The 22,507-nt window shown below is 72.6% G+C and carries 21 protein-coding genes and 1 tRNA gene; 12 read left to right on the forward strand and 10 right to left on the reverse strand.

From position 1 onward, the window contains the following. Positions 1-152: 152 nt before the first annotated feature. Entirely contained in the window at positions 153-2,786 is a 2,634-nt protein-coding gene (locus IE200_RS00005; RefSeq protein WP_191277319.1) for a penicillin acylase family protein, read from the reverse strand. Between the two features lie 103 nt (positions 2,787-2,889). Between IE200_RS00005 and IE200_RS00010 the strand changes: the two genes are divergently transcribed. From IE200_RS00010 to IE200_RS00020, 3 genes are read left to right on the forward strand one after another with little or no spacing between them, the layout of a single operon-like run. Beyond that, positions 2,890-3,198: an FmdB family zinc ribbon protein gene (locus IE200_RS00010; RefSeq protein ID WP_191277320.1), complete on the forward strand. Its 309-nt coding sequence runs from the start codon at positions 2,890-2,892 to the stop codon at positions 3,196-3,198. Positions 3,199-3,250: 52 nt separating this feature from the next. After that, positions 3,251-3,877 (forward strand): SAF domain-containing protein, encoded by a 627-nt coding sequence (locus tag IE200_RS00015; protein WP_191277321.1) that lies wholly within the window; start codon positions 3,251-3,253, stop codon positions 3,875-3,877. Positions 3,878-3,936: 59 nt separating this feature from the next. Further along, on the forward strand, positions 3,937-4,290 hold the full coding sequence (locus IE200_RS00020) for an MscL family protein (protein ID WP_191277322.1): 354 nt from the start codon (positions 3,937-3,939) through the stop codon (positions 4,288-4,290). A 22-nt stretch (positions 4,291-4,312) separates the two neighbouring features. On the opposite strand, the gene IE200_RS00025 is transcribed toward IE200_RS00020, so the two are convergent. The 3 genes from IE200_RS00025 to IE200_RS00035 form a co-directional block, all read right to left on the reverse strand. After that, the gene (locus tag IE200_RS00025) at positions 4,313-4,513 is read right to left on the reverse strand and encodes a hypothetical protein (RefSeq protein WP_191277323.1); all 201 of its coding nucleotides are present in this window, start codon (positions 4,511-4,513) and stop codon (positions 4,313-4,315) included. Next, positions 4,510-5,790 carry an LCP family protein gene (locus IE200_RS00030; RefSeq protein ID WP_191277324.1) on the reverse strand — a complete coding sequence of 427 codons (1,281 nt, stop codon included), beginning with the start codon at positions 5,788-5,790 and terminating at the stop codon, positions 4,510-4,512. The genes IE200_RS00025 and IE200_RS00030 overlap by 4 nt, the downstream gene beginning before the upstream one ends. Positions 5,791-5,897: 107 nt before the next feature. Then, positions 5,898-6,320, reverse strand: a complete 423-nt coding sequence (locus IE200_RS00035; RefSeq protein WP_229855919.1) for a MerR family transcriptional regulator — start codon at positions 6,318-6,320, stop codon at positions 5,898-5,900. Between the two features lie 41 nt (positions 6,321-6,361). On the opposite strand from IE200_RS00035, the gene IE200_RS00040 reads away from it, so the two are divergent. Further along, complete coding sequence (locus IE200_RS00040; RefSeq protein WP_229855920.1) at positions 6,362-7,873, forward strand: SulP family inorganic anion transporter; 1,512 nt, start codon at positions 6,362-6,364, stop codon at positions 7,871-7,873. A 65-nt stretch (positions 7,874-7,938) separates the two neighbouring features. Beyond that, positions 7,939-8,014 (forward strand) — tRNA-Arg (locus IE200_RS00045). 168 nt (positions 8,015-8,182) lie between these two features. Here IE200_RS00045 and IE200_RS00050 read toward each other — a convergent pair. After that, positions 8,183-8,707: a DNA-binding protein gene (locus IE200_RS00050; protein WP_191277325.1), complete on the reverse strand. Its 525-nt coding sequence runs from the start codon at positions 8,705-8,707 to the stop codon at positions 8,183-8,185. 75 nt (positions 8,708-8,782) lie between these two features. Between IE200_RS00050 and IE200_RS00055 the strand changes: the two genes are divergently transcribed. Continuing rightward, the gene (locus IE200_RS00055) at positions 8,783-10,792 is read left to right on the forward strand and encodes a vWA domain-containing protein (RefSeq protein ID WP_191277326.1); all 2,010 of its coding nucleotides are present in this window, start codon (positions 8,783-8,785) and stop codon (positions 10,790-10,792) included. 106 nt (positions 10,793-10,898) lie between these two features. Here IE200_RS00055 and IE200_RS00060 read toward each other — a convergent pair whose 3' ends face one another. Together IE200_RS00060 and IE200_RS00065 are read right to left on the reverse strand one after the other, a co-directional pair. Continuing rightward, positions 10,899-11,885, reverse strand: coding sequence for a serine/threonine-protein kinase (locus IE200_RS00060; RefSeq protein WP_191277327.1), 987 nt, complete (start codon positions 11,883-11,885; stop codon positions 10,899-10,901). Between the two features lie 10 nt (positions 11,886-11,895). Further along, positions 11,896-13,068 carry a saccharopine dehydrogenase family protein gene (locus IE200_RS00065; protein ID WP_229855921.1) on the reverse strand — a complete coding sequence of 391 codons (1,173 nt, stop codon included), beginning with the start codon at positions 13,066-13,068 and terminating at the stop codon, positions 11,896-11,898. Between the two features lie 52 nt (positions 13,069-13,120). Here IE200_RS00065 and IE200_RS00070 point away from each other — a divergent pair, with 52 nt between their 5' ends. The 3 genes from IE200_RS00070 to IE200_RS00080 all read left to right on the forward strand — a co-directional run bounded on the left by IE200_RS00070 (position 13,121) and on the right by IE200_RS00080 (position 16,219). Continuing rightward, a complete protein-coding gene (locus tag IE200_RS00070) occupies positions 13,121-14,989 on the forward strand; it encodes a beta-propeller domain-containing protein (RefSeq protein WP_191277329.1) in 1,869 nt (622 codons plus the stop codon). A gap of 145 nt (positions 14,990-15,134) precedes the next feature. After that, positions 15,135-15,401, forward strand: coding sequence for a DUF2277 domain-containing protein (locus IE200_RS00075; RefSeq protein WP_191277330.1), 267 nt, complete (start codon positions 15,135-15,137; stop codon positions 15,399-15,401). After that, complete coding sequence (locus IE200_RS00080; protein WP_191277331.1) at positions 15,398-16,219, forward strand: Sir2 family NAD-dependent protein deacetylase; 822 nt, start codon at positions 15,398-15,400, stop codon at positions 16,217-16,219. The genes IE200_RS00075 and IE200_RS00080 overlap by 4 nt, the downstream gene beginning before the upstream one ends. Here IE200_RS00080 and IE200_RS00085 read toward each other — a convergent pair. Continuing rightward, on the reverse strand, positions 16,216-16,896 hold the full coding sequence (locus tag IE200_RS00085) for a metal-dependent transcriptional regulator (RefSeq protein ID WP_191277332.1): 681 nt from the start codon (positions 16,894-16,896) through the stop codon (positions 16,216-16,218). The two genes, IE200_RS00080 and IE200_RS00085, sit on opposite strands and share 4 nt — an antisense overlap. Positions 16,897-16,958: 62 nt before the next feature. Here IE200_RS00085 and IE200_RS00090 point away from each other — a divergent pair, with 62 nt between their 5' ends. Together IE200_RS00090 and IE200_RS00095 are read left to right on the forward strand one after the other, a co-directional pair. Continuing rightward, positions 16,959-17,756, forward strand: coding sequence for a hotdog family protein (locus tag IE200_RS00090; RefSeq protein WP_191277333.1), 798 nt, complete (start codon positions 16,959-16,961; stop codon positions 17,754-17,756). Between the two features lie 34 nt (positions 17,757-17,790). After that, complete coding sequence (locus tag IE200_RS00095; protein ID WP_191277334.1) at positions 17,791-19,392, forward strand: glycoside hydrolase family 13 protein; 1,602 nt, start codon at positions 17,791-17,793, stop codon at positions 19,390-19,392. Between the two features lie 101 nt (positions 19,393-19,493). Here IE200_RS00095 and IE200_RS00100 read toward each other — a convergent pair whose 3' ends face one another. Both IE200_RS00100 and IE200_RS00105 read right to left on the reverse strand, forming a co-directional pair. Then, entirely contained in the window at positions 19,494-19,952 is a 459-nt protein-coding gene (locus tag IE200_RS00100; RefSeq protein WP_191277335.1) for a MarR family winged helix-turn-helix transcriptional regulator, read from the reverse strand. Next, on the reverse strand, positions 19,949-21,532 hold the full coding sequence (locus IE200_RS00105) for an MDR family MFS transporter (protein WP_308432981.1): 1,584 nt from the start codon (positions 21,530-21,532) through the stop codon (positions 19,949-19,951). Before IE200_RS00105 ends, IE200_RS00100 begins: the two co-directional genes overlap by 4 nt. Before the next feature lie 556 nt (positions 21,533-22,088). Here IE200_RS00105 and IE200_RS00110 point away from each other — a divergent pair. Continuing rightward, positions 22,089-22,487, forward strand: coding sequence for a hypothetical protein (locus tag IE200_RS00110; protein WP_191277336.1), 399 nt, complete (start codon positions 22,089-22,091; stop codon positions 22,485-22,487). The last annotated feature ends 20 nt before the right edge of the window (positions 22,488-22,507 follow it).

The raw sequence follows: 22,507 nt of genomic DNA on the forward strand, positions 1-22,507 counted from the left end.
TGACCCCAGGCACGCCGTTCTCCTGTCACCGGTTCCTGTTCTTCGACAGCTCAGAAACCTAGGCAGGGAGCGGCGTGCCGCCACGACAGGCGCGCTCACCTACCCACAGATGTGTCAGGAGAGCCGGTTGACCGGTGATCCCGACGGGCGGACTACTCGCCCGCGGGCGTCAGCACCAGCCGGTCCTCGGCCGCGGCCTCGACCGCCTCGCGGGTGTACGCCCACGGGAGCGTCTCGCCGTCGACGAAGAGCTCGGTCTGGTCGGAGTAGTGCGACGACGCCGGGTGCCCGGAGACGCCGGTGAGGTTGATCCACCGCGAGTCGTCCCAGTCGGCGAGCGAGACCACCATCCGCATCGAGGGTGCCGCGGTCACCTCGAAGCCCTCGACCGCGTTCCAGGAGGTGGCGTCGACGATCGACGAGCCGCCGCCGACCTCCCAGCCGGTGCGGTTGAAGAGCCGCTCGACCGGCGCGATGCCGGACTCGCCGAGCGTGGCCTGGCGCAGGTCCATCCGGTGCAGTCGGCCCCACTCCCACAGCTTCGGGTCGCGGGACTGGCGCCGGGTCATCTCGTCGCGGGCGTCGATGAGCGCCGCGCGCAGGATGTCGTCGCGGGTCTCGACGGTGCCCTCGGTCGTCGCGTCGTCCCACCACGGGCCGGCGGGCTCGGTGAGCATCTGGCCGACCACGCGGAACCACCTGTCGCCGCCGTCGGGCCAGGTGCGCTGGCGCAGGTCGTCGTGGAAGGTCTTCTGCAGCAGCGTGCGCCACACCGCGTTGAAGTACGCCGCGGGAGCGCTGTCGGCAGGAGAGGTGAAGTCCCACCCGCGCAGCAGGTTCTGCGCGTTGCGGTAGTAGGGCGACGGCAGCCGCTCGACGTCGAGGAGGTAGGGCACGAGGGTCTCGGCCATCGGGTTCACCGAGTCGAGCTGCAGCTCGGCCATCTCCTCGACGGACAGCTCGCCCTCGTCCTCGAGCACCTCACGGATGCGGGTCGACCGGTAGCCGTAGTCCCAGTCCTCGGTGAGGAGGTAGGGGTAGTCCTCGTCGACCACGGCCTGGTTGGCCGTCGCGATCCAGCCCTCCTCGGGGTCCAGGACGCTCGGCAGGCCGTCGAAGGGGATGTAGTCGCCGGTCCAGTCGTTGGCGCTGATCCAGCCCTCCACCGGCAGCGTGCCGTCGTTGCCGGCTCGCCGGATCGGGATCCGGCCGGGCGACTGGTAGCCGATGTGGCCCTCGCGGTCGGCGTACACCAGGTTCTGCGCGGGCACGCTGAAGTCGGCGGCCGCCGCCCGGAAGGAGTCCCAGTCCGAGGCGCGGTTGAGCGCCAGGATCGCGTCGGCGGTCGGGGCGGGCTCGAGGGCGGTCCACGCCAGCGCCACGGCGTACCCGGTGCCGCGCTCGCCCGGCTCGTCGGTCGGCGCGTTGGCGCCGACCGAGGCGAACTCGGCCGACACGTCGCTGATCAGGGGGCCGTGGACGGTCTCGCGCACCCGCAGCTCGACGTCGTCCTCGCCGCGGACCTCGATGGTCTCGGTGCGCACCTGCATCGGCTCGGTCTCGCCGTCGCGGACGTAGCGGTCGTCGCCGGCGGTCTGCTCGAGGAACAGGTCGGTCACGTCCGGGCCGAGGTTGGTGAAGCCCCAGGCGATGTCGGCGTTGTGCCCGATGATGACCCCGGGGACGCCGGAGAAGGTGAAGCCGGCGGTGTCGAGGGTGCAGTCGGGCGTGACGTCGCGGCAGTGCAGGCCCATCTGCATCCAGATGCCCGGCTGGCTGATCCCCAGGTGCGGGTCGTTGGCGAGGATCGGCAGGCCGGTGGCGCTGTGCTCGCCGTCGACGACCCAGGAGTTGCTGCCGATGCCGCGGCCCTTGCCGATGAGCTCCGGCATCGCGTCGAGCCGGTCCTGCACGCGCTCGAGCGCGTCGACCACGCCTCGCGGGTACGCCGGGCGGCGCGGGTTGCGGGTGGCGTTGCCGGTGGCGTTCTGCTCGAAGACGCCGTCGACCACGCCGCCCCCCTCCACGATCGGCGGGTGCTCGTCGTAGGGGTACTCCGGCCACAGGGACGCGATCTCGTCCTCGGTGTGATCCAGGGACAGCAGCACCCGGTCGACCTCGGCGTCCATGTTGCCGCGCAGGTCCCACGCCATCGCCTTGAGCCAGGCCAGCGAGTCGACCGGCTGCCACTCCTCGGGCGTGTAGTCGAGGCCCGTGAGCCCGAGCACGCTGTACTCGGTCGCGAGCTGCGAGGGGCTGCGGTCGGCGAGGTAGGCGTTGACCCCGTCGGCGTACGACGACAGCGCGTCGCGCGTGGCCGGCTCGAGCAGCGCCCACTCGCGCTCGGCGACCCGGCGCCACCCCATCGTGCGGATGAACCGGTCGGTCTCGAGGGTGTCGGGACCGAAGATCTCCGAGAGCCGCCCGGCGGTGACGTGTCGGCGGAAGTCCATCTCGAAGAACCGCTCCTGGGCGTGCACGAAGCCCTGCGCGAACATCAGGTCGGCGTCGGTGTCGGCATAGACCTGCGCGATGCCGTGCTCGTCGCGCACCACCTCGACCGCGGCGGACAGGCCGGGCACCTCGAGCTCGCCGGAGGTCTGCGGCAGGGGGCGGCGTACGACCGTGACGACCGCGGCGGCGAGCACCACGAGGACCAGCACCAGACCCAGGGCGGTCCACGCCGCCCAGCGCACCGCCCGGGGCGCGCGTCGGAAGGTCTGCCACCGCGAGCGCCGGCCGGGCGCGGCGGTGTCGGGCTCGGGGGTGGCTGCAGGCTCGCTCATGTCTTCGCCATTGTGCCGTACCATTGGCAGTCGAAGGGCCTGAGTGCCAGCGCGTCGCGCCGGCCCTGCCGATCCCCGCCCGCAGCGCCACCCGAGGACCACGATGCCCACCTACCAGTACGCCTGCACCGAGTGCGGCCACTCCTTCGAGCAGTTCCAGAGCTTCAGCGAGGACGCGCTGACCGTCTGCCCCGAGTGCGACGGCCGGCTGCGCAAGCTGTTCAACGCCGTCGGCGTGGTCTTCAAGGGCTCGGGCTTCTACCGCACCGACAGCCGCTCGTCCGACTCGTCCTCCTCGACCCCCGCCGCGGCGACGTCGGGCGCCTCGTCCTCGAGCGGCGCGGCCTCGACCTCGTCGTCCTCGGCGTCCTCGGCGTCCACCTCGAGCTCGACCTCCTCGACCTCCGACTGACCCCTGTGGAGAGCCCGAGCGGCCGACCGCCCGTCCGGCCTAGCGTCGGCGCATGCTCCCGGGACTCCCACCTGCCCGCCGCCGGCTCCGCGCCGTACGCCACCAGCTGCGGCGTCGACGACGACTGATCGCCGCGACGCTGGCGGCGCTCGCGGTGCTCAGCGCGCTGCGTACGCTCGCCCCGCCTGCGCCTCCCACCGTCGAGGTCCTCGTGGCTGCCCGCGACCTGCCGTCCGGGGCGCTGATCGGCGAGGACGACCTCGTCGGCCGCGCGTGGCCGGCCGACCTCGCGCCCGACGCCGCCGCCACGTCACCGGCCGGTCGCGTCCTGGCCGCACCGATCGCCCGCGGTGAGGTCGTGACCGACGTACGTCTCGTCGGCCCGCGGCTCGCGCCCGCCGGGGAGACGGTCGTGCCGGTACGGCTGCCCGACGCCGGCATGGCCGCGCTGCTGAAGGCCGGGGACGAGGTCGACCTGCTCGCCACCGACCCCGGCACCGGCGCGTCCACGGTGGTGGCGCGGGACGTCACGGTGCTGGCCACCCCCACCGGCGTCCCGGAGGGCCCGGCCGGCGGGTCGGGCGGAGCACTGGTGGTGGTCGGCGCGAGCGCCACGGAGGCGACCGGCATCGCCGGGGCTGCGCTGACGCAGTTCCTCACGGTGTCGTGGAGCCACTAGCATGAGCCGCGTTCACTGACCCGCGGCTCCTCGGGGGCCCCACACGAGGGAGATCGACCATGAGTGGCTTCAAGGCATTCGTCCTGAAGGGCAACCTGATCGAGATCGCGACCGGCCTGATCATGGCCTTGGCCTTCGCGGCCGTCGTGACGACGTTCACCGAGTGGCTCACCGGCCTGCTGCCGGACACCAGCTCGGAGATCTTCTCCACCGCGCCCCAGAGCTTCGGCGCATTCCTCAATGCGCTCGTCTCGTTCCTCATCATGGCCGCCGTCGTCTACTTCTTCATCGTCCTGCCCTACACGAAGGCCAAGGAGCGCTTCTTCCCCACCGAGGAGGCCGGCACCCCCGCGGACGTCGCGCTGCTCGAGGAGATCCGCGACCTGCTCCGCGCCCGCGGCGGCGCGGTCTGACCCCTGGCGGCGTACGCCCGGCTCAGCCGTGGTGCGGCGGGACCTGCTCGCGATACCAGTCGTCGCCCTTGCCCGTACGGTCCTCGCGAGCGTCGCGGTCGTCGGAGGTCTGCTCGGGCCCGCCGTCGCCGAAGACCGCGGCCAGCCGGCGGCGGCGCTCCCACTCCGGCTCCGCACCCTCGCCGGGCGCCGGGGGCGTGTCGGAGGAGGGCGGCCTGCTCATGCGCAGACGCCGAAGATGCGCTCCTCGGGCGGCGTCGTCGTCTCCGGCTCCTCCGACGGCGTCTCCGTCGGGGTCTCGGTGGGCGAGGCGGTCTCGGTGGGCGTCTCGGACGGCGTCTCGCTGGGGGTCTCGCTGGGCGAGGCGGTCTCGGACGGCGTCTCGCTGCCCGGCGGCGGTGTCGCCGTGGAGCTGGGCGGTGCCTCGGCGCTGGTCGAGGTGCCCTTGAGCAGGCGGGCCGGGATCTCCTTGTCCTGGGCGATCAGCTCCCAGATCCGGTCGGCCTCGGGCCTCCAGAACACCTTGCCGCGGAACTCGGAGTCGGTCGAGTAGTAGTCGGTCGGCAGCGTGACGAACTTGATCTTGTCGAGGCCGATGCCCTGCAGCTGCATCGCGACCTTGCCCAGCCGCGTGACCCGGGCGAACTCCTCGTCGGTCTGCAGCGACTCGGTCGCGGCGTCCAGGAAGCGCACCACCTTGTCGAGCCGGGTCAGGGTGCCGGCCGAGAGGACCTTGCGCACCAGCGCACCGATGAACTCCTGCTGACGCCGGATGCGAGAGATGTCGTTCTGCTGCTCCAGCTCGCCGACGTAGCGGGCCCGGACGTAGTCGAGGGCCTGGTCGCCGGTGAGCACCGACGGGTCGCCGGCGGGCACGTAGATCTGCCGCGGCCGGTCGACGATGTCCTCGGGCACGCACACCGGCACGCCGCCGACCGCGTCGACCATCGAGCCGAAGCTGGCGAAGTCGACGACGACGAAGTGCTCGACGCGGATCCCGGTGTTCTGCTCGACCTGGGCCAGCGTGCACACCGGCCCACCGATGCCGTACGCCTCGTTCCACATCACCTCGGTCGCGGCCGGGGAGTCGCAGCCGTCCTCGGGACGGTCGACGATGGAGTCGCGCGGGATCGACACGGCGTACGCCCGGCTGCGGTCCGCGGACAGGTGCACGAGGATCGTGGTGTCGGAGCCGCCGCCGCCCTCGGCGTCGATGTCGCAGCCCTCGCACTCGCGCGAGTCGGAGCCCATCACCAGGATGTCGAGCGGCTGGCCGTTGCCGGTGTAGACCTCTTCGGGCCGGTCGGTGAGCACGTCGGTGGAGATGCCCTCGATGTTGCCGTCGAGGTGGCGGACGAAGTAGATCGTGCCGAGCCCCGTGACGAGGGCGAGCACGAGCGCGCTGATCAGGATCACGCGACCGACGGCGTGCTTGCGGGCGACCTTGCCCCGGCGCTTGGGCGCGCCCACGGCAGGTTCCGGGCGCGACTCGTCGGACACGGGCTCACCTTCGAACGGGTGGGGAAGAAACTGACCGGGACGGAATCTACTTCACTTCGGCAACTTTGCCGCCCTCCGCAGGACGCGGCGCGCGGCCGCGTACGACCTCAGCCGTCGCGTCGCGTCGCCAGCAGGCCGATGAACTCGTCGGCCATGTCGAGCTGCCGCACCAGGCGCTGCCGACGCTCGGCCGCGTCCTCCGACACCGCACCGAGGCGCGCGCGGGCGACCTGCCGGGCAGCGTCGTCGGCAGCCGGGTCGTCGAGCACCTCGAGGTCGGCCATCACGGCCTTCATCTCGTCCAGGCTGAACCCCAGCGGCTTCATCCGGCGGATCACGAGGATCTTGTCGACGTCGGCCTCGGTGTAGAGCCGGAAGCCGCCGTCGGTGCGCCCCGACGGGGTGAGCAGGCCGACCTCCTCCCAGTGCCGGAGGCTGCGCAGCGAGAGCTCCGTACGGGTCGCGACCTCGCCGATGTGCATGACGGGCCCCTCGACGGACTGCTCGCCCACGACCGCCACCCTCCTCACGATTTCAACCCTACCCTCACGTGAGAGTAGGTTTCCCCCCCGTGCCTGCCACCGCCGAGCCTATGGCCCCCGTCACCGAGCCCACCGTACGAGCCGCCCTCCGCTCGCCGCGGCTGCTGCGCACCGAGGTCCTCGCCGGCCTCGTCGTCGCGCTGGCGCTCATCCCCGAGGCGATCTCGTTCTCGATCATCGCCGGGGTCGACCCGCGGGTCGGGCTCTTCGCGTCCTTCACGATGGCGGTCTCGATCGCCTTCCTCGGCGGCCGCCCGGCGATGATCTCGGCCGCGACCGGCGCCATCGCCCTCGTCATCGCGCCGGTCATGCGCGACCACGGGTACGACTACCTGATCGCCACCGTGCTGCTCGGCGGCGTGCTCCAGGTCGGCCTCGGCCTGGCCGGCGTCGCGCGTCTGATGAGGTTCATCCCGCGCCAGGTCATGGTCGGGTTCGTCAACGCCCTCGCGATCCTGATCTTCCTCGCGCAGGTCCCGCACCTGGTCGACGTGCCGTGGCTGGTCTACCCGATGGTCGCCGTCGGCATCGCGCTCATCGTGGGCTTCCCGCGCATCAACACCGTCATCCCGGCGCCGCTCGTCGCCATCGTGGCGCTCACCGCCTTCACCCTCGTGGCCGGACTGTCGCTGCCCGACGTCGGCGACGAGGGCGAGCTGCCCGACAGCCTCCCCGAGCTGTTCCTGCCCGACGTCCCGTGGACGCTGGAGACGCTGCAGGTCATCGCCCCGTACGCCGTGGCGATGGCACTCGTCGGCCTGCTCGAGTCCCTGCTCACGGCCAAGCTCGTCGACGACATCACCGACACCCGCTCCGACAAGACCCGCGAGGTATGGGGCCAGGGCGCCGCCAACGTCGTCACCGGCTTCTTCGGCGGGATGGGCGGCTGCGCGATGATCGGCCAGACGATGATCAACGTGAAGGCCTCCGGCGCCCGCACCCGGATCTCCACCTTCCTCGCCGGCGTCTTCCTGCTCACCCTCGTCGTCGGCTTCGGCGACGTCGTCGCGCTCATCCCGATGGCCGCGCTCGTCGCGGTCATGGTGATGGTGTCGGTGGCGACCTTCGACTGGCACTCCGTGCAGCCCTCGACGCTGCGGCGGATGCCGCGGTCGGAGACCACGGTCATGCTCGCCACGGTCGCGGTCACCGTCCTCACCCACAACCTGGCCATCGGCGTCGGGGTCGGCGTGCTGGTCGCGATGACGCTCTTCGCCCGCCGCGTCGCCCACCTCACCGAGGTCCAGCGCGAGGTGGTCGAGGACCGGCAGGGCGTCCCGACTGCCGTCTACCGCGTCACGGGCGAGCTGTTCTTCGCCTCGTCCAACGACCTCTACACGCAGTTCGACTACGCCGGCGACCCCGACCACGTGGTCATCGACCTCTCGCAGTCCCACGTGTGGGACGCCTCGTCCGTCGCCTCGCTCGACGCGATCACGACCAAGTACACCCGCAAGGGCAAGGTCGTCCAGATCGTCGGGCTCAACCCCTCGAGCGCCGAGCGCCACGAGCGGCTCAGCGGGTCACTGCCGTCGCACTGACGCGCGACCCCGTACGCCGTCGTGGCAGGATGCTGCCCGCCGCGGCACCATGGTGACGCGACAACGCCCCAGTAGCTCAGTGGATAGAGCAGCCGCCTCCTAAGCGAAAGGTCGCAAGTTCGACTCTTGCCTGGGGCACCACCCAACCACCAGCACGCGTCACTCCGCACCCGCGCCCGACACCGTGGCGGGGAAGACGAAGTCCTCGTCGGGCAGGAGGTCCTCGACGCCTCGCACGGCGTCGCCCACCTCGGAGCCGCCGCTCGTGCCGATGGAAGGTGCGATGCAGGTCGCGCATGGCCCCGCTCGTCAGCCGCGCGGCGCCGTCACCCCGGCCCGGGCCAGGCTGTCGAGGTGCGCCCACACCTCGTCGGCCGACCCGGTGCCGTGCACGCGGAGGAGCTCGGCCAGCGCCGGGTGGTCGGCGGCGAGCAGGTCGGCCGCGCGCAGGAGGTCCTGTCCGGACGCCACGGCCCGGAGCAGCTCGGCCGTCGTGGGCTCGGCATGCGTGCGCGCGGTGGAGCCCGTCAGCGTCGTCGAGTCCTGCTCGCGGATCTCCTCGAGACGGGGCGCCACCTGGCTGTGCGCCAGGCCGGAGACCACCTCGTCGGAGAGCTCGACCAGCGCGCGGAGCCGTTGGACCGCGAGCGGGTTGCCGATGGTGGTGCGTCGGCCGCTCGCGAGCTGGGAGAGCATGGGGGCGCTGACCCCGATCGTGCGCGCCACGGCGGCCTGGCTCAGGCCGAGGGTCCCAGTGACCCGGTCGAGCACGTCACCGATCGCCGCACCGTAGAGCTCGACCTGCCGCTGACGGCTCTCGGACTGCACCACCATGACCGGATCGTAACGCACGCACATGTTATGTTTGCGATTGCTAACGCTGGGTAGGACCGTCGCAGGAGGTACACCATGACCACGCCGATGCCGACGTTCCACACCCGCACCACGAGGGCGCTCGCCGCCCTGGCCGCCCTGACCCTGCTCGTGCTCGCCACCACGCTCGGCGCGGTCGGCCCCGCCGCCGCGAGCGAGACCAGCACCGAGAGCGAGACCGACAGCCAGACCGAGAGCCGGACCGAGACCGACTACGCCCGCATGGTCCTCGTCCTCGATTCCTCCGGCTCCATGGCGGAGCCGGCCGGTGGCGGGAGCACCAAGATCGAAGCCGCCCGCCAGGCGCTGGGGACCGTCGTCGACGGCCTGCCCGACGAGGCGTACGTCGGGCTCCGGGTCTACGGCGCCACGGTGTTCTCCCGCGACCAGAAGGGCGCCTGCACCGACTCCCAGCTGGTCGTCGAGCCGGGCACCGACAACCGCGAGGACCTGCGTGCGGCGCTGGAGCAGTACGAGCCGTACGGCGAGACCCCCATCGGCTTCGCGCTGCGCAAGGCGGCCCGCGACATCGGCGGCGAGTCCACCCGCTCCATCGTCCTGGTCTCCGACGGGATCGCCACCTGCGAGCCCGACCCGTGCGTGGTCGCCGGCGAGCTCGCGCAGCAGGGGATCGACCTGCAGATCGACGTGGTGGGTCTCAGCGTCGACGCGAGGGCGCGCGCCCAGCTGCGGTGCGTGGCGGCGAAGGGCAACGGCACCTACTACGACGCCGAGGACGCTGACGACATCGTCGAGAGCCTGGAGACAGCCGCGGACCGCGCACTGCGACCCTTCGACCTCGACGGCACGCCGCTGGCGGGCGGCGACTCCGCCACCCCCACCCCGATCGGCGCCGGGCTCTGGAGCGACAGCGTCGGCACGACGTCGCAGACCTCCGAGCGGTGGTTCTCCTACACCCGCACGATGCCCGGCTCGACGGTGCGAGTGGGGCTGGCGAGCCTCGGCGGTGACCCCGAGGAGTGGGACACCGTGCGGGTCGCGACCAGCACGCCGCTCGGTGACTCCTGCGGCACCGACAGCGGCTTCAAGAACATCAACTCCGCCGAGCTCCTCGGGGCCGAGATCGCCGTGGGCGCGCCACAGAGCGACGAGGACTGCGTGGCCTCCGACGAGTTGCTGATCACGGTGTCGAGGTCGCTGGACCACCTGGGGCGCGGGCAGGCCCCGTTCAGCCTGCAGGTGGTCGAGGAGCCGCCGGTGGACGGCGAGTCGCTGCCTGAGCCGGACGACTGGAACAACATCGACTTCGAGCCGCCCGCGGTGACCGGCGACCCCGAGCCCGTCACCGGCGGGGACTCCTTCGCCACCGCGCCGGCGCTGGTGGACGGCGCCTATCGCGGCACCATCGTGCCGGGCGAGACGCAGGCCTTCCGCGTCGAGGTGGCGTACGGCCAGACGCTGAGCGCGCGGCTGCGCACGCCTGCGGCCTCCCCGGCGCTGCGGGAGCAGATCGGGATGCTGGGGCCGTATGCCTCCCTGCGGGTCTACAGCCCGATGCGCGGCGAGGTGGTGATGAGCGGCAGGCAGATCAGCCCCGGCGGCTTCGCCGCGAGGTCCGTCGCCGGCGTCATGGGGGTCCAGACCCCCGAGGTGCGCTACAACAACCGCGTCGGCTCGAGCACGCTGAGCAGCAGCCTGCCGGGCTACTACTACGTGGTCTTCGCCGCCGACGCGGACAGCTCAGGCGAGTCCTACGAGATGCCCTTCCGCCTCGACCTGCAGGTGCGGGGCGAGGAGGCCGGCGTGCCGGAGTACGCGGAGGGGCAGTCACTCGTCACCGGTGGCGACGCACCGCTGGGGGCGCCCGTCCCGACGACGGCGGAGCCGGACGAGGAGCCGAACGACGAGCCGTCCGCGGAGCCGACCGAGACCTCCGGCGAGTCGCGCGGGCCGACGCGGGCCGCCGGCGACACGGCGGACGAGTCGACGTCGGCCGCCACCCTGGCAGCCGCGGGCGGGTTGCTCGCGGTGGCCCTCGGGTGCGTGCTCGTGGCCGTCAGGCTCCTCCGCGGTCGCCGAGCCTGAGCGTTGCGCTCCGACACCATGCAGGCAGTTCGCCGCCGGCGGGTGCCCGGCCGAGCGTGACGCGCGGCCTGCGACGCACGAACTGCCTTCATGGTGCGGAACAGGGTCAGGCCAGGAGCAGCCACGCGGCGCCCGCCAGGCAGGCCGCCGCCACGACCAGCAGCAGCACGGCCAGCCGACGCCGATCGGGGACGGGGGTGTCCCCGCCGGCCTCCGTCCGGTCCTCCGCCGTCGGTCGCGGGCGCACGCGGGTGGGCGCGGACACCACGCCCTCGAGCTGGTCGAGCACGACGACCGGCTCCTCCGGGGCGGGTGTGCCGGACAGGTCGAGCGCGACGAGCCGTTCGCGGAGCGCGGCTGCGCTGGGCGGACGCGCGGTGGACTCCGTTCGGACCGCCTCGAGCAGCAGTGAGGCCAGCGGCTCGAGGCTGGGCTGGGCGGCCAAGACGGCGGGCACGGCGTCCCGGGTGCGAGGCGGACGGACGCCGGTCAGCATCTCCAGGCCGACCATCCCCGCGGCGTACACGTCCTGCGTGACGGCAGGGTCGGCCCCGCTCGCCTGCTCGGGCGCCATGTAGCCCGGCGAGCCGATGACCTGGCTGGCGTGGGTCAGCCGCGGGTCGTCGAGCCGCGCCGAGATCCCGAAGTCGGTGAGCAGCAGGTGCGGGCGCGCGGTTCCGGTCGCGTGCAGCAGCAGGTTGGCCGGCTTCACGTCGCGGTGCACCACGCCGGTGGCGTGCACGGCCTCGAGAGCGGTGAGCAGCTGCAGCAGCAGCTCGCGGGTCCAGCTGGCCGGGAGCGCCCCGTGGTCCCCGATGAGGGTCGCGACCGACCCTCCCCGGACCAGCGGCATCGTGAAGAGCACGCGGTCGTCCTCACCCGCCCACGACAGCGGGGTGACGACGTGGTCGTGGGAGATGCGGGTGGCCTGCTCGCGCATGAACCGCACCAGGGAGGCGGAGTCGGACTGGCGCAGCACCTTGCCGGCGTACACCTGGTCGTCGCGGCGGTCGCGCACGACCCACACCGACCCCATGCCGCCGTCGGCGATCGGCTCGAGGAGCTCGAAGCGCCCGGCGAAGACCTCCCCCACGCCCATCCCCTCAGAGGGTCTCGAAGCGGATCCCCGCCGCCTGCAGCCGCGCCAGCAGCGCGTCGCCCATCGCCTGGACGGGCGTGACCTGCCCGGCGGCCTCAGGGTTGTCGTCCAGCGCCAGGCACAGCGCGGCCTCGGAGAGCATCTTCGCGGTCTCGGTGTAGCCCGGGTCGCCTCCGCTGACGCGGGTGTGGACGGTGCGGCCGCCGGCCTCGCCGACGAAGTCGACGGTGAACCACGACTTCTCGCGCTTGGCCGCGTCGGGGCCGGAGCCCTGCGGCACCTTGGAGAGCAGGAGGTCGCGCAGCGGCTTGACCTGCGACGCGACGGTCAGGGCGCCCACCCCGACGGCACCACCCGCGGCGTAGCGCAAGGTCTTGGTCCCGGCCCAGTGGGAGTAGCGGAACTTCGGTCCGTACGCCTCGAGCGCGGCGCCGCTGCGGGCGACGACGATCGCGTCGATGGTCGGCAGCGGGAGCAGCCAGTAGCCGAGGACGGGATCGCGGTGCGGCTTGCCGCCGACAGAGCGGGACGAGCGCCCCTCGGGCCGGGTCTCGGCGCGGCGGCGGGCGGCGTACGTCTTCCGCATCTCGCGGGCCCGGGAGAACTGGTTGAGAGCGGAGTGGAAGGTGCCACCGGAGAAGGTGCCGCCGGAGCGGACGACGCCGCGCAGGGTGATCGGCTGGTCGGACGGCAGCTGCCGGACGGTGAAGTACGCGCCGAGGTCGTGCGGGATCGAGTCGAAGCCGCACGCGTGGACGAGCCGGGCGCCGGTGCGCAGCGCTGTCTGGTGGTGCTCGAGGAACATCCGGTCGACGAACTCCGGCTCGCCGGTGAGGTCGACGTAGTCGGTGCCGGCCTCGGCGCACGCGCCGACGAGTGGCCCGCCGTGCTCGAGGTAGGGCCCGATGGTGGTGGCGACCACCCGGGTGCGGCGCGCGACGTCGGCGAGGGCGGCGGCGTCGGCGGAGTCGGCGACGAGCACCTCGACGTCGCTCGCCCCCTCATCGGCCAGGCGGCGGCGCACGGCCTCGAGCTTGTCGGCGTTGCGGCCGGCGATCGCCCAGCGCAGCCCGGTCGGGGCATGCGCGGCGAGGTAGTCGGCGGTGAGGCCGCCGGTGAACCCGGTGGCGCCGAAGAGGACGAGGTCGAGGTCACGGCCGGGGCGGGGGTCGGTCACCGCGCCATCGTGCCACGCGGAACCACGGCACCGGCCGCCCCGTCCCACCGCCATGCGAGCACGCCGGACCCTCACGATCGTCACCAGCCTCGCCGCCGCCGTGGGCGTCGGCTACGTGCTCGGCAGCGAGCCGGGCCGACCGGGGGCGACCGCCTCGCCGCCGATCGCGCTCGCCAACGCCGACCTCGGCGCCGCGGGCAGCTGCGAGGACCTGCTCGCCTCGTACGTCGACCGCGCGCTGGACCTCGTCGGGCCGTACGGCTGGGGCGGCGGTGGGTGGGTCGAGCTCGGCCTCGGCTCGGAGGGCGGCTCGGACGCCGGCGCGGGCGACGCCATGGCGGCGGAGAGCGCCCAGCCGGGCGTGCGCACGTCCCGGTCGACGAGCAACGAGTCGGGCACCAACGTCCAGGAGGTCGGCGTCGACGAGTCCGACGTCGTCAAGGTCGCCGGCAGCCTGCTCGTGCGACTGCGCGACGGCGAGCTGCTGGCCTACGACGTCGCCGGCGACGAGCCCCGCCTGCTGTCGTCCACCCCGCTCGACGACGCGCGCGGCAGCTCGGCCTGGGTCGGCGACCCGGGTGGCGAGCTGGTCCTGGTCGACGGCCGGGCGGTGGTCGTAGGGACCGCGCAGGACGGGACGTCGACCACGATCACCACGGTCGACCTCTCCGACCCGACCGCACCGTCGGTGGTCGATGCGACGACGATCGGCGCGCGGGCCTCGGCCGTGAGGCTGCACGACGACGTGGTGCGCGTGGTGCTCCACAACGGCCTGCCCGAGCTCGACTTCTCCTTCCCCGACGGGGCCTTCGGCCAGCTCCGCGCCGGTCTGCGCAACCGGTCGCTCGTGCGCGACACCACGCTCGCCGACTGGCTTCCGACGGTTGAAGGCGAGCCGCTGGTCGACTGCGCCGACGTGGCGGTCCCGAGCGACGAGGAGATCGCCCTCGGCACGACGACCGTGCTCGCCCTCGACCCGGCGGACCCGACCGCCCGGACCACGACCGCGGTGGCGACCGACTCGGACGTCTCCTACTTCTCGACCGACCGGTTCTACCTCGCCGCAGCCGGCCCGCGGTGGGGCTGGGGCGAGTGCATGGACTGCCGCGGCGGGCCGACGACGTCGAGCGGCACGACGCCGCTGTTCGCCTGGGCGCTGGACGGGGCGAGCGCCACGTACGTCGCGTCGGGCGAGGTCGCCGGCACGATCGCCGACCGGTGGTCGATGGACGCCGTCGGCGGGTCGCTGCGGATCGCGGTCGGGCCGAGCAGCGAGACCGGCGACTTCAACTCCGTGGTGACGCTGCGCGAGGACGGGTCCGAGCTGGTCGAGGACGGCCGGGTCGACGGCCTCGGCGTCGGCGAGGAGATCAAGTCGGTGCGCTGGTTCGACGACCTCGCGATCGTGGTGACCTTCCGCCAGGTCGACCCGCTGTACGCCGTCGACCTGTCGGAGCCGTCGGCCCCGGTGCTGCTCGGGGAGCTGAAGATCCCCGGCTTCTCGGAGTACCTCCACCCCCTCGGGGAGCAGCGGCTCATCGGGATGGGCCAGGACGCCTCGCCCGACGGCGTCGTCCGCGGCGCCCAGGCCGCGCTCTTCGACGTCAGCGACCTGACCGACCCGCGCCAGCTCGACGTCGTGCGCTACGCCCCCGGGACGCATTCGGGCGCCGCCGCCGACCCGCGCCAGTTCACCTGGCTGCCCGAGCAGCGGGTGGCCCTGACGGTCGTCACCCGCGGCTGGACCGGCACCACCGGATGGGTCTCGGTCCTCTCGCTGGACGACGGCTCGATGCGCAACCGGATGGTCGAGGTCGAGCACGGCAGCGCCGTCGCGGACGTACGGCTCGTGCCGCTCGCCTCGGGCGAGGTGGTGCTCGTGACGGGCGACGACGTCTCCTTCTTCTCCATCGCTGGTTGAGGAGGGACGAAGTCCCGTCACGAAACCCGGTCAGGGAGGTGGGTTTCGACGCGCCTGTCGCGACTTCGCAAGCTCACTCGCGGGCTTGCTCAACCTCCCGCCACACGCCCTCCACGACTGCGTCGTGGCGGGCTAGTGTCGTGACATGTGCCGCAACATCCGCCCGCTGAACAACTTCGAGCCGCCCGCCACGCGCGACGAGGTCACGGCGGCCGCCCTGCAGTACGTCCGCAAGGTGGCCGGCACGACGAAGCCCTCGCAGGCCAACGAGGAGGTGTTCTGGGCCGCGGTGAAGGAGATCGCGCACGTCACCGAGCACCTGCTCGACGACCTGGTGACCTCCGCGCCGCCGAAGAACCGTGAGGTCGAGGCGGCCAAGGCCCGGGCCCGCGCGCAGGCACGGTACGCGTGACGCTCGCCGCGCAGCGCCCGGTCGACGAGGCGCTCGAGCTGCTCGCCACCCGGCCGCTTGTCGTGCTGACCGGTGCCGGCCTGTCGACCGACTCCGGCATCCCCGACTACCGCGGGCCGGGCTCCCGGGCGCGGGCGCCGATGACCTACCAGGAGTTCGTCGCGACGCCGCAGACGCAGCAGCGCTACTGGGCGCGCAGTCACCTCGGGTGGCAGCGGATGGGTCGCGCCCTCCCCAACCCCGGCCACCACGCGCTCGCGGCGCTCGACCCCTCGCTCCTCATCACGCAGAACGTCGACGGCCTGCACGAGGCGGCGGGGTCGCGGCGGCTCGTCGCCCTCCACGGCCGCGTCGCCGACGTCGTGTGCCTGTCCTGCCGGACGACCAGCTCGCGCGCGGCCCTGGCGGCCGAGCTCGACGCCCTCAACCCCGGCTGGGTCGAGCGGCACACCGGCGCGGAGGCGCGGCCCGACGGCGACGTCGACCTCGACGACACCGCCGACTTCGTCGTGCCGCGGTGCCCCTGCGGCGGGGTGCTGAAGCCCGACGTCGTGTTCTTCGGCGAGAACGTCCCGGCCGACCGTGTCGCGCGCTGCTACGCCGCGGTCGAGGCGCTGGGCACCGACGGCGCGCTGCTCGTCGCCGGCTCATCGCTCACGGTGATGAGCGGCCTGCGGTTCGTGAAGCGGGCGGCCTCCGGCGGCACCCCGGTCGTCGTCGTGAACCGCGGGCTGACCCGCGGGGACGCGCTCGCGGCGTACAAGCTCGACGTGGGGTGCAGCGAGTTCCTGACCGAGCTCGTGGCCCGCACCGCCTAACGGCGCACGAAGATGTGCTCGGCCGCCTCGGCCACCAGCTCGGCGGTCTCGCCGCCGGAGCCGATGAGGATGCCCTCGTCGGTGCGCGCGATGGTCACGGTCTTGCCCGGCAGCGCCCCGACGCGGCGGAGCAGGCCCATCAGCTCCTCGTCCTTCTGCATCTCCTCGGAGATCCGCTTGACGTGGACGCGCTGGTCCTCCGCGGCAGCGGCCTCCGACAGCGGCTCGACGTTGTCCATGAAGTCCTCGCCGGCCTGGTCGCCGAGCTCGTCGAGACCGGGGATCGGGTTGCCGTAGGGCGACTCCGTCGGGTGGTCGAGCAGCTCGAGGAGCCGCCGCTCCACGGTCTCCGACATCACGTGCTCCCAGCGGCACGCCTCGGCGTGCACGAGCTCCCAGTCGAGACCGATGACGTCGGTGAGCAGCCGCTCGGCGAGCCGGTGCTTGCGCATCACGCGGGTGGCGAGTCGCTGCCCCTCCTCGGTGAGCTCGAGGTGGCGGTCGCCCTGGACGGTGAGCAGCCCGTCGCGCTCCATGCGGGCCACGGTCTGCGAGACGGTCGGCCCGGACTGGTGCAGCCGCTCCGCGATCCGCGCCCGCAGCGGGACGATGCCCTCCTCCACGAGCTCGTAGATCGTGCGGAGGTACATCTCGGTGGTGTCGATCAGGTCGCTCACGGGGGTCATTGTGTCCCATCGGCCAACCGCCGCCGGCAGGCGCGTCATGGCACAGTGGGCCGGTGACCGACCTGATCGTGCCCCGACGCTTCTGCGGACCTCCCGACTCCGGCAACGGCGGCTGGACCGCCGGCGCGCTGGCCGCGCTCGACGACGCGGACGCGCCCGCGGACCACTGCACGGCCTGGCCGGCGATCGAGGTCTCGCTCCGGCAGCCGCCGCCGCTCGACACCCCGCTCCCGGTCACGAGCGCCGACGGCGTGGCGACGGCGTCGTACGACGGGGCGCCCGTCGCGACGGCGCGGCGCGTCGACCGTGCGCTCACCGAGGTCGAGCCGGTCGACCCCGCGCTCGCCGCGACGGCGCAGGCGTCGTACCCCGGGTTGTCCTTCCACCCCTTCCCCACCTGCTTCGCCTGCGGCACGGACCGCGAGGAGGGCGACGGCCTGCGGATCTTCCCCGGCCCGGTGGCCGCGGGACCGGGGCACGACGAGCGGGTCGCGGCGGCCTGGACCCCGCACCCGAGCCTGCACGAGGACTGGCATTCGTACGTCGACGACCAGCCGCGCGCCTCGGTCGCGGTCACCTGGGCGGCGCTCGACTGCATCGGCGGGTGGGCCGGCGACCTGACCGAGCGGTTGATGGTGCTCGGGCGGATGACCGCGCGCCTCGACGACCTGCCCGTGATCGGCGAGCCGCACGTCGCGGTGGGCGAGCCGCGCGGCCGGGACGGGCGCAAGACCTTCACCGCGTCCACGCTGTACGACGCGGCGGGACGGGTGGTCGCGACCGCCGAGCACACGTGGATCGCGGTGGATCCGGCGCTGTTCGGTGGACGGACACCTGCCCCGATCAGTTGACCTGACCGCGGGGTGTGTTGAGAGGATGGTGCGCATGGCTGATTTGAACGATCCAAAGACCTTCTGGTGGCGCAACGCCGTGGTGTACCAGGTCTATGTCCGCAGCTTCGCCGACAGCGACGGCGACGGCATCGGCGACCTGCCCGGCATCACCTCGCGCCTGCCCCACCTCGCCGACCTCGGCGTCGACGCGCTGTGGATCACGCCGTTCTACACCTCGCCGCAGAACGACCACGGCTACGACGTGGCCGACTACCGCGACGTGGACCCGCTCTTCGGGAAGCTCTCGGACGCCGACGACCTGGTCGCGCGCGCCCACGAGCTCGGCCTGCGGGTCGTGGTGGACCTCGTGCCCAACCACACCTCCGACCAGCACGAGTGGTTCAAGGCTGCGCTCGCCGCCGGCCCCGGCAGCCCCGAGCGCGCCCGCTACATGTTCCGCGACTCCCCCGAGGGCAAGCCCGAGGGGACGCCGCCCAACAACTGGAGCTCGGTCTTCGGCGGCCCCGCGTGGACGCAGGTCGAGGACGGCCAGTGGTACCTCCACCTCTTCGACTCCACCCAGCCCGACCTCGACTGGCGCAACCCCGAGGTCGCCGAGATGTTCGAGGACGTGCTGCGCTTCTGGCTCGACCGCGGCGTCGACGGCTTCCGGGTGGACGTCGCGCACGGCCTGTTCAAGGAGGAGAGCCTGCGCGACCAGATCGTCGAGGAGGGCGAGACGGCCTCCTCCGGCCAGGTCAACAGCGACCACTCGATGGTGTCGCTCGACCTCAAGGACGAGCCCATGTGGGACCAGCCCGAGGTCCACGGCGTCTACCGCGCCTGGCACCGGATCCTCGACGAGGCCGGACCCGACAAGATGGCGGTCGCCGAGGCCTGGACCCAGACCCCGGAGTCGATGGCCGCCTTCGTCCGACCCGACGAGCTCGACCAGGCCTTCAACTTCGCCTGGCTCCTCGCCGACTGGTCCGCCGAGCCCTTCGCGGGGGTCATCACCGACACCCTCGCCGCGGTCGAGCCCGTCGGCGCCTCGCCGACGTGGGTGCTCAGCAACCACGACGTCGTACGCCACGTGACCCGCTACGGCGGCGGCGAGCAGGGCCTGGCCCGCGGTCGCGCCGCGACGCTCGCCATGCTCGCCCTACCCGGCTCCAGCTACCTCTACCAGGGCGAGGAGCTCGGCCTCGAGCAGGTCGACGTCGCCCCGGAGCACCGGCAGGACCCGTCGTACCTCCGCACCGGCGAGGTGGGCCGCGACGGGTGTCGCGTGCCGATCCCGTGGAGCGGCAGCGAGGCGCCGTACGGCTTCGGCCCGGGCACGGCGCAGCCGTGGATCCCGCAGCCGGCCGAGTGGGCCGACCTCACGGTCGAGGCCCAGACCGGCGACCCGTCCTCGACGCTGGAGTTCTACCGCGAGGCGCTGCGGGTGCGGCGCGAGTTCGCGTGGACCGCGGGCGACGACGTCGAGGTGCTCGACGCCGAGCCGGACGTCCTGATGTTCCGCCGCGGTCCGCTCACCGTCGTGCTCAACTGCGGCGAGACCCCCGTCGAGCTGCCCGAGGGCGAGCTGCTGCTCGCGAGCGGCCCGGTCGACGACAAGCTGCCCGGCGACACCGCCGCCTGGCTGCGCTGAGGGTGGCCCCTCCGCCGCGCCCCGGGCGGTAGTTAGGGACGTTCTGGTAGGACATCCGAGCGGTTGACCTACCAGAACGTCCCTGACTACCCGGGGTGCGGTCAGCCGTCGTCGGACAGGGCCCGGTTGTACGCCGCCAGCTGGCCGGCGAACGTCGACAGCTCCTCGTCGCTCCAGGCGCCGAGGCGCCGGTCGAAGCGGTCGCTGCGGCTGCGCGCCACGGCCTCGAGGCGCGTACGCCCCTCGTCGCTGGCGTCGAGCAGGATCGCGCGGCGGTCCTCGGCGGCCGGCCGGCGCTCGACGAGCCCCAGGTCGACCAGCGTCTGCACCTGCCGGCTCACCCCACCCTTGTCCATGCCGAAGGCGTCGGACAGGTCGGCGGCGCGCATCGGGCCCTGCTTGGCCAGGTGCGTGAGCAGGAAGTAGGTCATCGGGTGCAGCTCGGGGTGGACCTCGCGGGCGCGCTCGCCCATCACCCGCTTGACCCGGCGGATCAGCGTCCCGACCTCCGCCTCGATCCGGCGCAGGTCGTCGTACCGCGTCGTCGATGCGGTGCTCATGCCTCCGACGCCTCCGCCCTGAGCTCGTCCTCGCGCTTGACCGAGGTGCGCAGCGGCACCTCCTCGATGAGGAGCACCGCGACGAGCGCTCCCACCGCGAACGGCAGGGCGACGAGGAAGATGTGTCCGGTTGCGTCACCGAACGCGCTCTCGAAGACCACCCGCACCGGCGCGGGCAGGCCGGAGACGTCCGGGATGCCGCCCGTGGTGTGACCGACCGCGTCGGCGTACTCCGGGTGGACGGCGAGGACCCGCGCGAGGCCGGTCTTCACGGAGTCGGCGACCTGGTGGGCCAGCACGGCGCCGAGGGCCGCGATGCCGATCGAGCCGCCGAGCGAGCGGAAGAACGCCACCACGGAGGACCCGGCCCCCATGTCGGACAGGGCGATGGTGTTCTGCACGGCGAGCACGAGGTTCTGCATGGTGGCGCCGAGGCCGAGGCCGAGCACGGCCATGTAGAGGCCCGTGAGCCACAGCGAGGTCGACGCGTCGATCGTCGAGAGCAGCGCGATGCCGGCGATGACGAGGACCATGCCGCCGACGAGCCAGCGCTTCCACAGGCCCGTCGCGGTGATGATCCGGCCGCTCAGGATGCTCGAGACGAGCAGGCCGCCGACCATGCAGATCGACATGAGGCCGGCCCCGGTGGGGCTGAGGTCCTTGGCGCGCTGGAAGTAGAGGCTGAGGTAGACCGTCGAGCCGAACATCGCGACACCGATCAGCACCGAGGCGACCGTCGCGAGCGTCAGGGTCCGCTCGCGGAACAGCCGCAGCGGGATCACCGGGTCGACGGCGACGTTGGCCTCGACATGGATGGCCGCGGCGATCGTGACGACGGCGCCGGCCACGAGCAGGCCGCTGGTCCAGGACGTCCAGCCGAAGTCCTGGCCGCCGAGCGACATCCAGACCAGCAGGATCGAGACGCCGCCGACGAGCAGGAAGGCACCGAGGTAGTCGATCGACACCTCGCGCTTGACCACCGGGAGGTGCAGCGTGCGCTGGAGGACGACGAAGGCGAGCGCGGCGACCGGGAGCCCGGCGTAGAAGCACCAGCGCCAGCCGACGGTGTCGACGAGCACCCCGCCGACCAGCGGGCCGCTGACCGTGGCGAGGGCGAAGACCGCGCCGATGTAGCCGCTGTAGCGGCCGCGCTCGCGCGGGGAGACCATCGTGGCGATGACGACCTGGACCAGCGCGGTGAGCCCGCCGACACCCAGGCCCTGGACGACGCGGGCGCCGATCAGCACCTCCATCGACGGCGCGAGGCCGGCGGCCAGCGACCCCACCGAGAAGATCACCAGCGCGCTCTGCACGAGCACCTTCTTGTCGAACATGTCGGCGAACTTGCCCCAGATCGGCGTCGTCGCGGTCATCGCGAGCATGGTGGCGACGACGACCCAGGTGTAGCCCGTCTGGCTGCCCTGGAGGTCGTCGACGATTGTGGGCAGCGCGTTGCTGACGATCGTGCTGGAGAGCATTGCGACGAACATCGCCAGGAGCAGGCCGCTGAGGGCCTCGAGCACCTCCCGGTGGCTCATCTCCCCGCTCTGCTCGGCGCTGACGGCGGGCGCCTGGGTCACGTACGGGTCCTCCGCTCATGGTTGCGGTTCGCAATGGTTGTCGATGACAACCATACGCGTGGGTCGTCGATCCTCCAACCCCTCGGCCCGCCGCCCCCGGTAGTCCAGTGGCGAACCGTCGGGATCCGGGCTGGAGGACGACCGTTGGCCACTGGACTACCGCACGCCGACAACAGCTGGTCACTGGACTACTCGCGGGGGACGGCGGGCGGAGGGCGGCGTACGGACCCCGGACATGCAGCGACCCGCAGGCCGGCTGCCCCTCGAGGAGGGGCCCCGGCGGATGACACCGGGAGCCTGCGGGTCGGGTGGCTGCAGTGGATTCGCCGGCAGCTGTCGGCGGACCGGGCTGCCTAGCGGGCAGCCACCTCACTCATCCGAAAAGAACTCATTCTCCGGATCACCTCCCTTCTGTGTACGGCCACCGTACGTCGGTGCGCAACAGGCCCTCAACGGGTTAAGCCGCCCCGCCCTCGAGGAGCGCCTCGCGCCGGGCAGCGGCAGTCATCGGGCGGCGCGAGGGTTCAGTCGGGCGCTGCGGGGTATCCGCCGGGGCATGACTGCCATCGACAAGATCCTGAGCTCCGCCTTCGTCGACACGTACAGCGCCGCCCTCGCGCCGTCCTTCGACTTCCTCGACACCAGTGCCGGCGCGGAGGTCGAGGTGCCGGGTGCCCCGGCGGCGGTGAGCGCCGCCATCCAGAAGCTCCTCACCGACCAGGGCCACACCGTGATCGGGGCGAGCGAGGACCAGCTCGAGCTCGCCGTCGTCACCAGGAAGACGATGCTCAGCTGGGAGCTCGCCACCGGCATCGAGATCGCCCCGACGCCACACGGCTCGCACGTCTCGGTCTTCGTGCAGAACATGCCTGGACGCCCCAAGGCACTGCTCGACGGCAAGAAGAACAAGAAGGCCGCGCAGAAGCTCGCCGAGCAGATCCGGACCGCCGTCTGACGCGCCGCCCCTGAGCGGGT

Source organism: Nocardioides flavus (ex Wang et al. 2016) (assembly GCF_014653115.1).
GTDB lineage: Bacteria > Actinomycetota > Actinomycetes > Propionibacteriales > Nocardioidaceae > Nocardioides > Nocardioides flavus.

Bases quoted from the DNA above. Each gene is read 5' to 3' on its own strand.
- IE200_RS00005 (WP_191277319.1), bottom strand. From the start codon at position 2,786: ATGAGCGAGCCTGCAGCCACCCCCGAGCCCGACACCGCCGCGCCCGGC.
- IE200_RS00110 (WP_191277336.1), top strand. From the start codon at position 22,089: ATGACTGCCATCGACAAGATCCTGAGCTCCGCCTTCGTCGACACGTAC.
- IE200_RS00050 (WP_191277325.1), bottom strand. From the start codon at position 8,707: ATGGTGGTGCAGTCCGAGAGCCGTCAGCGGCAGGTCGAGCTCTACGGT.
- IE200_RS00015 (WP_191277321.1), top strand. From the start codon at position 3,251: ATGCTCCCGGGACTCCCACCTGCCCGCCGCCGGCTCCGCGCCGTACGC.
- IE200_RS00055 (WP_191277326.1), top strand. From the start codon at position 8,783: ATGACCACGCCGATGCCGACGTTCCACACCCGCACCACGAGGGCGCTC.
- IE200_RS00070 (WP_191277329.1), top strand. From the start codon at position 13,121: ATGCGAGCACGCCGGACCCTCACGATCGTCACCAGCCTCGCCGCCGCC.
- IE200_RS00075 (WP_191277330.1), top strand. From the start codon at position 15,135: ATGTGCCGCAACATCCGCCCGCTGAACAACTTCGAGCCGCCCGCCACG.
- IE200_RS00095 (WP_191277334.1), top strand. From the start codon at position 17,791: ATGGCTGATTTGAACGATCCAAAGACCTTCTGGTGGCGCAACGCCGTG.
- IE200_RS00025 (WP_191277323.1), bottom strand. From the start codon at position 4,513: ATGAGCAGGCCGCCCTCCTCCGACACGCCCCCGGCGCCCGGCGAGGGT.
- IE200_RS00100 (WP_191277335.1), bottom strand. From the start codon at position 19,952: ATGAGCACCGCATCGACGACGCGGTACGACGACCTGCGCCGGATCGAG.
- IE200_RS00010 (WP_191277320.1), top strand. From the start codon at position 2,890: ATGCCCACCTACCAGTACGCCTGCACCGAGTGCGGCCACTCCTTCGAG.
- IE200_RS00020 (WP_191277322.1), top strand. From the start codon at position 3,937: ATGAGTGGCTTCAAGGCATTCGTCCTGAAGGGCAACCTGATCGAGATC.